This is a genomic window from Heliomarina sp., assembly GCF_052826185.1.
In genome coordinates this window covers 96,182-109,875 of sequence record NZ_JBRBUI010000011.1, presented here as the reverse complement: position 1 = coordinate 109,875, position 13,694 = coordinate 96,182, and the positions used below count along the sequence as shown (strand labels likewise).

The 13,694-nt window shown below is 60.7% G+C and carries 14 protein-coding genes; 1 reads left to right on the top strand and 13 read right to left on the bottom strand.

What is annotated here, in order from left to right:
• Window positions 1–266: 266 nt before the first annotated feature.
• Window positions 267–851 carry a hypothetical protein gene (locus ACU0FH_RS02215; RefSeq protein WP_446193167.1) on the top strand — a complete coding sequence of 195 codons (585 nt, stop codon included), beginning with the start codon at window positions 267–269 and terminating at the stop codon, window positions 849–851.
• Here the strand turns inward: ACU0FH_RS02215 and ACU0FH_RS02210 are convergent.
• The 13 genes from ACU0FH_RS02210 to ACU0FH_RS02150 form a co-directional block, all read right to left on the bottom strand.
• Window positions 832–3,996 carry a hypothetical protein gene (locus ACU0FH_RS02210; RefSeq protein ID WP_446193166.1) on the bottom strand — a complete coding sequence of 1,055 codons (3,165 nt, stop codon included), beginning with the start codon at window positions 3,994–3,996 and terminating at the stop codon, window positions 832–834. The two genes, ACU0FH_RS02215 and ACU0FH_RS02210, sit on opposite strands and share 20 nt — an antisense overlap.
• On the bottom strand, window positions 3,996–5,561 hold the full coding sequence (locus tag ACU0FH_RS02205) for a hypothetical protein (RefSeq protein WP_446193165.1): 1,566 nt from the start codon (window positions 5,559–5,561) through the stop codon (window positions 3,996–3,998). The genes ACU0FH_RS02210 and ACU0FH_RS02205 overlap by 1 nt, the downstream gene beginning before the upstream one ends.
• A gap of 3 nt (window positions 5,562–5,564) precedes the next feature.
• A complete protein-coding gene (locus ACU0FH_RS02200) occupies window positions 5,565–5,756 on the bottom strand; it encodes a hypothetical protein (RefSeq protein ID WP_446193164.1) in 192 nt (63 codons plus the stop codon).
• Window positions 5,749–6,039 (bottom strand): hypothetical protein, encoded by a 291-nt coding sequence (locus ACU0FH_RS02195; RefSeq protein WP_446193163.1) that lies wholly within the window; start codon window positions 6,037–6,039, stop codon window positions 5,749–5,751. Before ACU0FH_RS02195 ends, ACU0FH_RS02200 begins: the two co-directional genes overlap by 8 nt.
• Window positions 6,040–6,211: 172 nt before the next feature.
• Complete coding sequence (locus tag ACU0FH_RS02190) at window positions 6,212–6,439, bottom strand: hypothetical protein (protein WP_446193162.1); 228 nt, start codon at window positions 6,437–6,439, stop codon at window positions 6,212–6,214.
• A complete protein-coding gene (locus ACU0FH_RS02185; protein ID WP_446193161.1) occupies window positions 6,436–6,648 on the bottom strand; it encodes a hypothetical protein in 213 nt (70 codons plus the stop codon). Before ACU0FH_RS02185 ends, ACU0FH_RS02190 begins: the two co-directional genes overlap by 4 nt.
• Window positions 6,649–6,660: 12 nt before the next feature.
• Entirely contained in the window at window positions 6,661–7,365 is a 705-nt protein-coding gene (locus ACU0FH_RS02180; RefSeq protein WP_446193160.1) for an NlpC/P60 family protein, read from the bottom strand.
• A gap of 11 nt (window positions 7,366–7,376) precedes the next feature.
• Window positions 7,377–7,658 (bottom strand): hypothetical protein, encoded by a 282-nt coding sequence (locus ACU0FH_RS02175; RefSeq protein WP_446193159.1) that lies wholly within the window; start codon window positions 7,656–7,658, stop codon window positions 7,377–7,379.
• Entirely contained in the window at window positions 7,655–8,011 is a 357-nt protein-coding gene (locus ACU0FH_RS02170) for a DUF6107 family protein (protein WP_446193158.1), read from the bottom strand. The genes ACU0FH_RS02175 and ACU0FH_RS02170 overlap by 4 nt, the downstream gene beginning before the upstream one ends.
• 18 nt (window positions 8,012–8,029) lie before the next feature.
• Window positions 8,030–8,443 (bottom strand): DUF4376 domain-containing protein, encoded by a 414-nt coding sequence (locus ACU0FH_RS02165; RefSeq protein WP_446193157.1) that lies wholly within the window; start codon window positions 8,441–8,443, stop codon window positions 8,030–8,032.
• Entirely contained in the window at window positions 8,440–8,814 is a 375-nt protein-coding gene (locus tag ACU0FH_RS02160; RefSeq protein WP_446193156.1) for a hypothetical protein, read from the bottom strand. Before ACU0FH_RS02160 ends, ACU0FH_RS02165 begins: the two co-directional genes overlap by 4 nt.
• A gap of 3 nt (window positions 8,815–8,817) precedes the next feature.
• Window positions 8,818–13,272 (bottom strand): phage tail protein, encoded by a 4,455-nt coding sequence (locus tag ACU0FH_RS02155; RefSeq protein ID WP_446193155.1) that lies wholly within the window; start codon window positions 13,270–13,272, stop codon window positions 8,818–8,820.
• A gap of 3 nt (window positions 13,273–13,275) precedes the next feature.
• Complete coding sequence (locus ACU0FH_RS02150) at window positions 13,276–13,692, bottom strand: DUF6950 family protein (RefSeq protein WP_446193154.1); 417 nt, start codon at window positions 13,690–13,692, stop codon at window positions 13,276–13,278.
• Window positions 13,693–13,694: the final 2 nt, after the last annotated feature.

The following is a 13,694-nucleotide window of genomic DNA, read 5'->3' as shown; positions in this document are numbered from 1 at the left end:
GCCACTGCAAGCGCGCCGAGCGCTTGAGCAATTTGAGGGCTCCGCGCCCGGCGCGCTTGCCCAAACCGAAACCCATGATTATCAAGATCAAACCCGCAGACTCTCGTTATGAACGAGGGACCGAAGGGGGGCAGGTCAGGTTTAATAGTCCTGTCTGGCGTCGCGATGCAGTCGGTCTTCCAACCAAAGCGTTAACTTAACAAATTCATTGACTCGAATCTTCGCCCCCTAAACTGTGGCACTCACATAGAACTGGGGGGTTCAATATGAAATTTCTACTGGCGCTGTGCGCCCTGATGTTTGCTGTTCAAGCCGAAGCGGCGACAGTTCGATACGAATTCAAGGTAAAAGTGACCGAGGAGACGTTCTACACCCCTGAAGGATGGCAGCAACCGGGAGACTTCAACAATCCCGGCACTCAGACCGTGACCTACGACAACAATCCCTACGATTTTTTCTTTAAGTTTTCTGGCATTCGAGATGGCCAATGGCATGACGCCTTGATCGAGACCAACTCGATTTCGCCGGGAGGCGGCAGCACATTCGATTTGGTGGCGATCACAACATGCACGCTCGGCGGTATCAGCTGTGAGGCGAGTTTTGGTGCTTTGTACAATGGATACCACTTGTCTTCACAGTTACCCTACGGCGTGTTCTCTGCATACCTGCTGGACGGTGGCACCATAAACTATTCCCATCAGGGATATTTCAATTGTGGCGATATGAAAGAATGCGGTGGCTACGACGTGACAATGGCGATTCAAATGCCGAAGACACCGCTCCCCGCCGGCGGCGCCCTTTTGTTGACCGGGTTGGCGCTTATCGGCTTTCTCAGACGGTCGCCTGATTGACCTGACCCGTGCCCGCAACGATCGACATGCTGATCGTGTTGGCAGTGGTGTCCGTGGTGATCGTCACATCCTTATCCTCGCCGTTGTCGATCACGACTGTATCGAAGTCGCCGGCGATCGCATCGAGCGCAACGAGCGGGAACGCCCCTTCACCCCAATTGAGAATGTCGACCTGTAGTGTCCCGCCGTTGATCGTGACGGGCACGGTGACGTTTGGCATGATGATCTGATTATCGCCGCCCTCGCCGTCATCGAACCCGTTCAAGCCAGTTGGGAATTTGCGGATCGGATCCGGAACGACGACGACAACCTCGTCGATCGTTCCGAAGCCCGATACGACGCCGCGATGGAAATCCGCATTGACGGTGACAAAGCAGGAAAGGCTTTCCCCAGGCAGGAACGTGCCAACCACGTTGTCCACGACGATCATGCGCTTGTCCGTGTTGCGGAGCTGCGGATCGCGGACGGTGGCTGTCGCGCCGCTAGTGAGGCCGGTAATCGTGTGGCCCCGCTTGGGCTGGTAGTATGGGCCAGCGTCGGGCACGTCGATATAGAGGCGCAGCGTCGGCTTGAAGCTGATCTTGCCGCCCGGTTGTATGACAAGCGCGGCGCTTTCCGAGTTAGCCCCGTCGAAGCCCACGCGGGAGCCGCCGAATACCTCGAGCTCTTCGCCGTCGCTGACCGTGAAGCTCGACGCGTCGAAACCCAGAGCGGCAATGCCGTCGTGATAGGCCGATACGCTGATCTTCCCGGCGACGCTCCCGGCGTTCAGGAAACGCCCCTGCGCAGCCTTGAAGTACATCGGGTTCGCGCCATTGTACCCGTTCATCAGATGCGCCTTGCCGCCTTTACGAACGTCAAAGGTCTGCCCGTCCGGGTGGACGGTGATCGTGCCTTGGGGCGCCCAGATGCCAGCTGTGATCGGCATTTCGCCAGAAGCCTCGAAGGTAAAGTTCTGCAACTGCCATTTGGGCGTGAGATTCCAGACGACATTGGCATACTTGCCCATGTTCACGCTGTCGTTGGGCCATGTGCCGGGCCAGTCTTTCGAGGACCAATCGCGGCGCACGAAGGCGTTGTTGCCGGGGGATTTCCCATCGGCCGGCGGATTGAAGAACACCGTTGTACCGGTCGCGCGGCGGGTCACGTCGTTACCGAGCTTGTCGCGCATGAAGTCGATAAATTCTTCAAGCTCGTGCGCGCCATGCGGCGCGTCCCACGGGCGTTCGCCGGGTGTGTTCCAGCGGTCGAGAAGGTCGATATAGCTGTTGCCGCTGGTGCCCGCCTTCATGTCGGCAAAGTTCTCTGCCGTGGCGTCCTGAATATCCTGCTCGGTCACGCCTGCCGGGATATTCACGTCTTCATAGCCCTTTGCGCCCTCAGAGGCCGGGCGGTCCCAATTGGCGACCTGAACATTCATCCGCGTCAGATCCGGCTCGTAGACCGGGCCAACCTTGTCGCCAATGGCTTTGTAAAGGCTGATGTTCCCCGGTGCGTAGGCCGCGCAAGGACCGATGCTGTCCGGGCCGGTCATGATGTTAATGTCGTCGCGGATCGGGTCCATGTTCACAACCGCGATGCGGTCGTAGGTGGCGTATTCATCCTGATCCGAAATGCCGGTGCCCTGCAGAAGCGAGACGGACGGTTCATCGTCAGCCATATTCCACCACTGCTTCATCCCCGCTTTGTGGATGACCACGTTGTCGACGAAGGTGTAGCTATTCCCGTTGCCACGCGCATAGGAGCCATTGACGAGCGTATCGGCGTCACCGATGAGAAGGTGACTGTTGTTCGCAATCAGCACGACGTTCTGAATGATGCCGCCCGAGCGCGCCTGCAAGCCGTTCAGCGAACCGCGTGAAAGCGTTACGCTGTCCACGTAGGTCCAGCAGCTATCATATTGCAGGTAGAAGTCGTGCGACCCCATCGTCGGAATTTGCTCGAAAAACTCGTCGAGCGATTCATCATAATAAACCGCGTCGGCCCGGTAGCCGTCGCCCCAGCCGTGATGATCAACCGCACAGTTCGCGATGACCGTATTCGCGGAGTAGGAGACGTAGACCCCGGCAATCTTGTCTGCAAGGCCACGATCCCAATCAGGCGTTTTGTAGGGGTGTTCCAGCCGCATATGCGACATGGTGAACTCCTGGAACGTCACGCCGAAGTTGAACGGCGCGGCATTGACCTGCATCGGGTGCGCTTCTTGGGATTTCCCGTAGAAATGGCACTCCTGAACGATGACGTTCGCCGCACCATCATCCAGGTAGATGCCCTGACCACGGAAGTTCTCGACAACAATGTTGCGGGCTTTTTTGTTCGTGTTCCGGATTGGACCACGGGTGTTTGTAAAGACCGGGTCCGCACCCACGCCCCAGGCGCCAGACTTCGACGGGTGCAGGGCGGACTCGCCACGCTGTTCGGCCCAATGGATGACGGTATTGTCGTAGCTATGGCCGCGCTGCCAGAGGATCCAGATGTTGTATTCGTTATCGAGCGGCTTGAGATAATTCCACGCGTCCTCAAGCGCCTTCTGCGTGATCGCAAGATCGGGTCTGCTGCCATAGGCTGCCCCGTTCTCGCCGGTCGCGGCCAGACCATAGGCGATGTGAAGGGTCGCTTGCCCGTAATACTTGTTTTCGCGCGTCATGACCTCGTTGATGGTGATCGCGCCTTCTGTCCCGTTGGGCACGACGAAGATACGTCGGGTCTTTTCGCTTGGCTCCACCTTGGAAAGCCCTGTCGCCGGGTCTTTCTCAAGCATATAAATGTCACCATCGGACCAACCGTTGCCTTTGGGCGATTGGGCAACGTCAAGCACCGCCTGCTCAAGAGTGGTGACGCCATCCTTTTTCTTGGAATAGTTGACGGTGATCGTCTTGCCGCCTTCAAGGTACTCGTCCAGAAGATCGAGGCAGATCACCTTGTCAGCGCGGACGAATGCCTTGTGGTCGTCCGTGACGCTCAGGATCTCAACCTCGTCAGGTTCACCCTCCGGCACGATGTAGTTATTGCGCAGAGACAGGACGTTCGACGGAGGCGCAGCGGGAGCCTGAATGCCGAAGTTCTCGAAGGTGATCGGCGCGCGGTTGCCTTGACGAATGCGACCGCTCTTACCGCGTAGCTTGGGTCCAGAAATCTTAGGCATCAGTAAATCTCCAGCAGCGCAAGAATGCCGTTGTAGCTCGCCGCGTTAAGGATGTTGTTAAAGGACATGGCGCGGGTCTCTTCGGCGCCGGATGTCGCCTCGAGGAAATAGCAGCCCTGATCTTGATTGGTGCCGGTCCACCAGAACGGCCCGTCTTGAGTCAGCCCGGTCAGGTCGGCATCGGTGCCTGCGGCATCTTTCAGACCGCGCCAGCCGCCAATGATCCTCGAGCCGTTCTTGACCGAGGCCGAAAGATCCGTTGGCTTGTTACCAAAGGTCGCCTTCGTGCCTGTCGGCGGCAGCGCCTGAATAACGGTATGGTTGCTGACCAGGTATGCCTGCCGCTGGTAACCATTCCAGCTTTCAGGATCGGCCGTCTCCGAATGGGGAATGGTGCTCATGGTGTGAACACCGCCCGCCGACACGTCATAGCGGGCCGCAAAGGCGACTTTGAATCGATCGTCAGCCACGCTCAAGATGGTCTGAGGCGTGTCCGTACCGTTCATGGTGATGTCGAGCGGGAAGTTTGCCCCGCCCCGGGAGAAGTTGACCCCGTAGAAGTAAACAATAACGAGCTCTTTGCCCGCTTCAGCCGCGCCACAGTCGAAGGAATCCGTATCGGGATTGGTGGAAATTGCTTCTGCCGTGTAGAGGTTCGACGGCGCGTCGCCGATCTTGCTCACGGTCGGCGCGTAGATGGTTGCACCGCCCTCGATCAACGACCCGAGCGACAGCGCCTCGCGCGTCGTAACGCCGTCGCTGACTTGCGGAAAATACTTCAGGACACCGGGATAGGTGGTGACATCCGCAATCGTTTGCCCGGTCTCGCCAGGAATGATGGTGCCGTCCGACGTCCAGCGGTGTGTGACGGTCAGTTCCTCAGCGACTGACGTGTCCCACATCCAGAGGCCGATATCGCCAGTGGCCACCCCATCCACAATCTCGAACGACGGCAAGCCCGCGTCATTCAATGCGCCAAAGTTGAACGGGAGATTGCGCGTGTCTCCGGCCGTCAGCCCGGTATAGGTGGCATCATAGGACGTGCCGCTTTCTTCCAGCGTGATCGGGTCGAGAACAACCGCATCAGGCACGATCTCGTTGACGTCCACGTCGATCAGCGCGCCGGTGATGGTGACGATCTCGCGGTATTCCACTTCCGACTGGACGGTGACAAAGCTTTCGCCCTGCCCGAACTCGTTGACGGCACGCGCCGTGAAACCGACACTCTCGCCGAGAACGAAGGGCGTGACCGCATCCACCGCATCGCCGGTGAAGGTCATCTCGACACGGTCAATCCCGCCGACGGTGGAGTCGTAATTCTCGTTGCTGACGAAGTCCGACCAGTTATCGATCTGGCTAAGGGTTTGACCCTCATAGACACGTGGCATGACCGGCGTGATGACGGCGGTGATCGTGGCGATCGGATCGACAGAAACGACGGCGCCGATGGGCTGGACCTTGAAGGCATTCGCGTTTGTCACGCCCTCGATCGTGAACGGAAGCTCCTGCGTCTCGTAGACCCATGGTCCATCGTCGATCTGGTAGCGGAAATCTCTAGGTGCCATTGCTTACTCCGAGATCGTCACTTCGCCGCTGTCCTCCCGCGTGACGCGGGCGGTCCAAGGCTCAGCAAGAGTGGAAATTGTGACGGTGCCGTCGCCTTCGCGCTCGAGCACCGATTGCAGCACGCTGCGCAGGAAGCGGCGCTTCGACTTGATGCCGAAACTTCCGCCGCCGCGACCGATGATGAAGTCACGCATGGCTGACCAGCGCGACGACTTTGCCGGATGGCGCTTGTCCGAAGACCCGGTTCACCCCGCTGACGCCCGGGAACAGATCAACCAGCGCTTCATTCACGAACATCTGGCCCGGCGGCAGCTGAATGCTGGCAGCGCCTTCGATCGGCGCCACCCCGTCGACACTAGGATAGAGGAGCAAGATGCGCCCCCGATCCTGATTTTGAACAGAGATGTGCGTCACATCCCCTGCGGTGATCTCTTGTGGATCGGCATTGGTAACGGTCTGCAGTTCATGCTTGGCCATCTGTGTTCCCTTTCATGGACAAGGTGAAGTTGGTCAGGGCACCAGATGCGCCCACTCAGGACAGGCGAGCGCGAAGGCCGCATAGGTGGTCTGAATCTCGTCCTGCGTTTGGTTGGTGTCTTGCCGGGATCTTGTCGGCAGGGAGGCGCCCCACTGCCGGCAGATCTCGGCCTCAGTCTCGGTAGCCGGCCCCGTCGTACTCGCGCACGCGGTCAGGCAGATCGCGATCGACGCGATCGCGAATGGCAGTCGCTTTTTCATGATCCTGCTCCTTGGCTTTCTGCCGCTCTTCCACGCGGCCTTTCCGTCTCTCGCGCCGTCCGTAGACGAGCGCAGCCGCGATCCCGCCGAGGATCGTCAGGATCCACGGTAAGACTTGCGCGATCAGCCCCTCGATCACGTGGTGCCCCCCTTGGCCTTGGCGACACGGCCGCCGGCGAAGGTCGCGAAATAGCCGCCAAGCCCGACCAGCAGGGTCTCGAGATCCTTCAGGTGGAAGGTCAGCGTGCCGGCCTCGGGATCGAAGACGGCAACCCCCTGCCCCGCGATCATGGCAAAGACGAGATACAGGACCATCCGCAGGGACAGCCCGCTAAACAGTGCAGTCATGTCAGCCTCCTTTCAGGCTTCGTTCGTGGTGAGGGTGAGATCGCCGGGTTCCATCCTCGGCAGGAAGATCGGCCGCTCCGGATAGGTCGCGGGCCAACGGCAACCGGCGAGCTTGCGGCTCTTCGAGATCCGCGCCCGGCTGACCGCGTTCGACTGGTTGCCGCCAAGCGCGTACCAGGTCGTCTCGTCTTCCCCCATCAGGAAGAACACGTGCCCGCCGCCATTGCGCTCGACGCTGCAGATCGCACCAAAGGTCGGCACAGTCTCGATGCCGAAGAGCCGCCAGTTCAGCGCCCAGTAGGGGTTCTGCCCGAGCGCCCCCGGGAAAGGTTCATTCGGCAGCGCGACGCGGATGCAAGTCTCGATCAGATCGCCGCACCACGGGAAGACGGCCGGATCTCCGAGCGCATGGCCGTCGCACGCGAGGAAGCGCTTCAGCTCGGCATTGTCCCGGGTCTCATGCAACCCGAGCACGCCTTCGGCGATATCCACCCACGGCAAGCTGGCATCGGTCACCAGCTGGCGCTGAGCGCGCCACGCGGCCTTGATCGCCGCAAGAGTGATCGGCCCCACGTAGGCGCGCGGCCGCAGCCCCTTGGATCGCTTGAAGGCAATAATCGCCGCGTCGGTTTTTGGACCGCGCAGGCCATCGATCGGTCCCGGATTGAATCCGAGATCCGCGAGCCGGGACTGCACCCGGCGCACATCAAAATTCATGTGACGTTCCTCTAGGCTCGTTTGCGCCGATATCGATCGGTCAGGTAGGAGGTCCAGATCGCGCCGTTCAGCGCGAGATACATCGGCACCCAGGCATAGGTGCGCGGCGGTCGGTATTTCATCAGGATCTCGACCTGCCCGGCCGCGTGCAGCACCAGCCCGCCAGCAAGGATCGCCAGGAAGAACCGCGCGTAGCGATGGATGCCCATCGTGTGCCGGTACCGCAGCACAAGGGCGAGCAGCATCAAGGCCGAGATCGGCTCGACGATCAGGAACAGGAAACTGAGGATCACTTCCGGTCACTCCCATTGGCCCGAAGGCGCAGCACTTCCTTTGCCAGTTCGACCAGCCAGTCGGTCGAGCTCATCATCCGCGCGGTGAACTCGAGCACGAACCAGACGCCGAAGCCGGCCACGGCCGAGCGCACCAGCGTATGATCGAAGTCGTCCCCGCCAAGCCCGCCGAGGAACCAGATGTCATCAACCACCGGCGCGAAGATCGCGCCCATGACGATCCCGATCCACAAGCGATAGAAGGCGTTCTTCGTGCCCTTTGGCGCCACCATGATCATCGAGGCAATGACACCGAGAAACGCCCCGAGAGCCCGCGCGATCCAGCGGGTCTCGTCTCCGAAAAAGTCGTTCAAGTCTGCCCCCTGTTGCGCTTACGGGCGCGCCGGCCAGTAGAGATCCGCCTCGAAATCGGCCGGGATCGTGTTCATGTTCTTCAGTATCCGCGCGGCGAAGATATGGGCCCGCTCATGTTCGGCCCCGATCTGGCCGACAGCGAACATCGAGGGCGCATCGAGCTCGATCGTCGTGTTGTCGAGCGTGATCCATTCAAACGGATCGACGCCGCCATGCCAGAGCAGGTTGCCGGCAAGCGCGCCCTGCCCGATCGCAAAGCCCGCCAGCGTCGCCATGCCGGTGATCCGTGCCTTGTCTTCGTCTCGGAACTGAAACACCTTGCCGGCATAGGCAAAGCCGGCCGCGATGCGCTTGTCGCGCTCGGCATCAACAAGCGCCGTCATGCGCTCTTTGCGGGCGACCTGATCGATGCCAACTTCGATGGGGCTCATGGAACGGTTACCTCGCTTGCAAAATCGATCGCCGGAAAGGGCGAGATCGATCGAACGTGATAGGTGCCGGCATCAATGAGCAGAAGCGTGTCATCCTGTGCCGCGATCGTCGTTTCCGTTCCTTCCGGATCCGCGACGACAATCGAAGATCCGGCCGGGAGCTGGTTGAGGTCGTAGGAGGTGCCGGTCATCGGCGGGACGGCCGGGCGGTCAGTTACGGCACCCCCTGACACATATTGCGTGCGGTGATCGGCAGAACCGAACAGCATGGTAATGCCGGGCCGGATGTTCTCCTCGGCTTCGTCGGCATCGAGAACATCATTCACCGCCTCGATGAACCCGGTTGCGGGATCGAAATAGACGACATCCATGTCTTACCTCTTGGTCTCGATGGCCACGATCGACGCGGCGTTGATGGTCGCGCCCGAGTTCTGCAGATCGATGGTCATTGAAACACCGGCGCTGGTGTTGATCTTCCAGACGATCATGCCGGTTTCCTGCGCGTAACTCGTGCTTGGCGCGAGATCCTCTCGTCTCACGCTCAGATACCCGTAGGAGTCGCCATCGATCCGCAAAGTGACAGTTCCGGTCGCAGCGCCGGCGCCTTCCGTTTCGATATCGAGCCAGACCATCGCGGTCATTTCACCGTCGATGCTGGGCGTGAAGGTGATCGAGGGGTTCGTGCCGGTCGACTTCCGGACCTTGGTGATGCCATTGGACTCGACCTTGCCCGCAGTGATGGTCAGGTTGTCGATCTGCGCGTTCTTGACAGCGAGGTTATCGATATCGGCGGTATCGACCGTTAGACCGAGCGCGGAAAGCGAAGTAAAGTCTGCCTTGTCCGCGGTGATCGCACCAGTCGCGATGTAATCGCCCTCGATGATGGTGCGACCGAAGTTCGGGTTTACATCCTGCCCACCGCGATAGGCAGCCAGAACCACGTTTTCTCCGGTATTGGCGAGGGGCAGATCGAAGCTCGCGCTGAGCGTAGTCGCGCCGCGCGTCCAGTAGATATAAACGACGCCGTTGCTGCCCGAATAGTTGAAGCTGCCAGCCGAGAGGTTGCGCGTGGACTCGGTGCTGTTGTTGTCGATGTATTTGATCTTGCCGGCGGTCCAGCTCAGCACATTGCCCGAGGTCGAGAAGTTCAACTCGCTGACGGCGAGCCCGCGCAGACCGATCTGCAGCTTCTCGGCCGTGACCGTCGCGGTCGAGATTTGACCGCCATCGATCTTGGTCTGATCTCCGGCCCGGCGCCAATCCTCAATAGTCGTGGACCCGGAGATCTGGATCTTGCCCGGCTGGATCAAGGTCGTGCCCGCATTCACCCTTGCGGCAGGGTTCGCGGCGCGGCTCTCAACCGTTCCGATGGTGACGCCTGACGGGCCGACGGTGATGCCGGCATCAAGCGCCCCGACGGTGATCTTCGTGGCATTCACATCCGAGATCTTCGCGTTCGTGATGATTGCGTTTGCGATCTGCGCGGTGACCGTGATCACCGCCTCGTCAGTGACAAAATGGTTCGCCTTCAGAACGCCATCGACGAGCATCTCGCCGGTGTTCTTGCGCATCAGGAACGGCGCCGAGATATATCCCGCGCCGCTACCGCCCCCGGAGCGCCCGAAGTCGCAGCGCATTTCCGTCGCGCCGGCCGGCGCCGTATGGCTGAGATTGAAGGACAGATAGCTCGAGGTCGCCGCCAGCAGGCTCGACGGTTGCTCAAGGATGCTCCCGTCCTTGTCATAGAAGCGGAACACTATCCGCGCCTCGAAGCTGCCGGCGCCGCGCGCCTTCGCCCGCGCAAAGAACTGATCCCCCGGCTCAACCGGGATGCGGATCTCGGTCCAAGCGTAACGGTTTGTGACATCGACCGGATAGACAAACACCCCGGGCGTTGTCGCGACGCTATCGGTGCCGACCCCAACGCTGCCGTTGAATGCCCACCCCTCGTCATTCTCGAGCCGGCTGTTCAGGATCATGTTGGTGAAGTCACCCACGCCGAGCGTGCGCGCGGTCACCGCCCCGGCGTCAAGCTGCGCGGCCTTCACCGCCCCGGCCGCGATGGATGCCGTCTGGATCGAATTGATCGTGAGATCGCCGCCATCGAACGCCGAGGTCCAGGTGCCGCCTATGAACCGATAGAACTTGCCGATGCCGTCGCTGGTATCCACGACAGACCGGCCGGGAAAGTTCGCCGGATCGGCATCGGACGGCACCGACGAGACGATCTCGATCGCGGCGAGACCGGAGGCAAAAGACGTCTGATCGATCAGCCCTTCGAGATCCTCCGTCGTGACCGCCGAGCTACCGGCAAGCGTCGTCGCGGAACTGCCAACGGACCAATCCGATTTGTTCCCCGAGGTATCCACCGCGCGCACAAAGACATAACGGGTCGTGGCCGCGTCCAGACCGCCAATCTCAAAGCGTTTTGACGGCGTCTCGATGACCGGTACCGTGGTGCTGACCGCCGGCGTGCCGGCCGTCGCTTTATAGCAGAGCTCGAAATGGCTGAAGTCGCTCGCCCCGGCAAAGGTCCACTCGGTCCAGATGCTCCGGAAGCTCGGCGTCAGGTTTGGCTGACCCGGCACCGGCGGTGCCGTGCTGTCGCTCGCGGCGGTCAGCGTCTCGCTCGCCGTCCAGCCCGAGGGCTTGTTCAGCGCATTGCGCGTGCGCAGCCTAACCGACCATTCAACGCCCGGCGCGGTCTCAAAGCTGTAGGAGGTGCCGTCTACGGGCAGGATATTCTCTCCGCCGCCAGTGCGGGTGATGCCGAGCTCGTAATAGGCGGCATCCGTCACCGCCACCCATATCGCCGTGATTTCTGCGCGGCCGTCATCGATTAGGCTGGTGGAGAGAGACACCGCGATAGGGTCGTCCGTCGCGACCGACCAATCGTTGACATCGAGGGGAAGGTCGCCGGATGAGAGCCGAACGTCGTCGGTGGTTGCCTCCTCCCAATCGGACCATTTCGATTTTCGGTCGCTGATCGGGATCAGCTTAATGCTGCCCTCGTAGGCGGTGCCGGGCAGGATGCCCTCAGAGACTTTGACCTGACCGCTGGTGCCGGAAATGTCGGTCCCCCGGCAAACCTGCTCGCTGCCAACTTTGGTGCGAACCCGATATGCGATGCCGGCAACATCGTCCTCTGCGAACCCGGCCCAATCGAACACCAGAGCGGGACGTCGATCGCTTCCGGCGCCATCTTTGACCGTACCCTTGGTGAACGACCACGCGCCCGGTTCATACTCTGCTGGTTCTGTGACCGACAGCGTCGGCAATCCGCGCGGCAAAGACTTTGCCGGCGTCCAGGAATAGTCGGACGAATCCACCTCACGCAAAGAGACCTGGAACTTGCTGTTCAGGAGCGGATCCACGAACCCAATCACTTCAAAGACCTTCGAGGCATAGCCGTTGCGCGCGGAGGTCCATGAAATGCTGTCAAGCGGCTCGAGGGGGATCGCGTCGGGCGCCAGCGACAAGGAATGACGGCGGAACCGGCGCTCTTCCTCGATGTAGGAAACCATCAACCGTTGCACCTGGTCGCCGTAAGGCGCAGCCGGCAGCGAAAGGTCGGCGACCAAGCGACGATCCCCATCTTCGGCCTCGAAGTCCGGATAATACCGTGGAGGGGCGTCATGCGGGTTCCAGGCGTTGGCCGGATCTGGGAAGCTTGCATGTACACCGTTGTAGGCGTCGCCGATGCCAGGGAACGGTTCGAAATTCTGGCTTTCCCGGATGTTGATGTCTTCGTCCGTCATGAAATGCGACGGCAAACCGGGCCCGCCGCATCGGGACTTCCAGACACCGCCGATTTCAGCGAAGCGGCCTGCCGAGGCCTTGCCAAGCTGCTCGATCACCGACGCAGGCTCGTCGGAAACATAGACCTCATAGCTGGTTCGGTAGGCGGGCTCAAAATTGTCCTCGGTCGCCTCCGTGCTGACATCGGCGGCATTCATCGAAGCGAACCAGTTGGAAAGCGGCAAATCATCCGCCTCCATTTCGCCGCCCCAGATATCACCGCTGGGAAGCTCAATGCCTCGCATGATGTTGTAGGACTGAACGAAAGGGTTCTCTGATACTTCCCAGGTCGAACGGTCCGACCAGCGGTGCGCTCCCGACCCGCCAACCGTCGAATCCTTGCGCGGGTCGTAGAGGGGGATACCGCCAACAATGAAGCGCATCGCGGGAAAGGAGCCGCTGTAGAGCGAGTTATTGAGTCGGAAGGTGCAAATGGCATAGCAGATGCCCGTACCAACCATGTTCTCCGTCCAGGGCCGATCGGGATAGTCGCTGTATTTCGCCAGTAAGCCGGGATCGGCAACGGTCTGCGTCCCGTCGTAGAACTTGATCCATGCGTAGCCTTCGAACTTCCCGACCACCGGCGCGCCGTATTCGGCGTGTTCTTCCTCGCCAAGTTCGACCTCTTCGCCGTTGATAAAGTAGCTCTCTAGCGTCTGCCCGGGCACGTCGCCGAGATCGATGACAAACGTCAGGTAGGGGTTCGGCGTGCCGCCCGGATAGCCGTGCGACATGGGCGGACAGACCATCTGCCCCTCGGTCGCATACTTGCCCATAACGAAGGACGCGGGCGTGGTACCGCCCGTCAAGGTCTGTTGCGTTCTGATGCCTGGGTCCGCTGGCGTGCTGGTATCCGCGAGCGCCATCGACAGCGCGGACACCGCGACCGTCGAAAGCAGCTTTCCGACGAACGTCGTGGTCAGGAAAGATGCAAATCCGGTTCCAGCCGCCCAGGCACCAAACGTGGCGGCGCCAATAGCCGGGGCGGCGGCGCCAATGACACCGCCTAAGAATGCTGCAGCTGCTGGCACGTCTTAAACCTCAAACACGCGAGTTGCCGACAACAGCGGCGCAAGCGCCAGCCGATCGGGCATCAGAAGGTAAATGCTCTCGCCCTGAACGATGCCGAGCGCGAGACCATCGCGCGTCGGCACGGCCGCCCCATCGCCGGGGCATCCAAAGGCAACGGGCTTCTCTTTCAAATGGTGAGCCGCCAGGGCGACATGATCTTCGAAACCATCGCGACGAAGGATGCGCAAACCGCCCGGTGTCGTCCTGTATCGACCGCGATAGGGCTCGGCATAATCGACACCCGTCATGGCTTCCACTCCGCCCGCAAGGAACAAGGCACAATCGTGCACACCCTCTTTGAAGGGCTGGCGAACGGACGCCCCAAGATAATCGACAAGGCGTCTCTGCCAGTCCGGAAGGCGGCGCGGTTTCTCACACATCG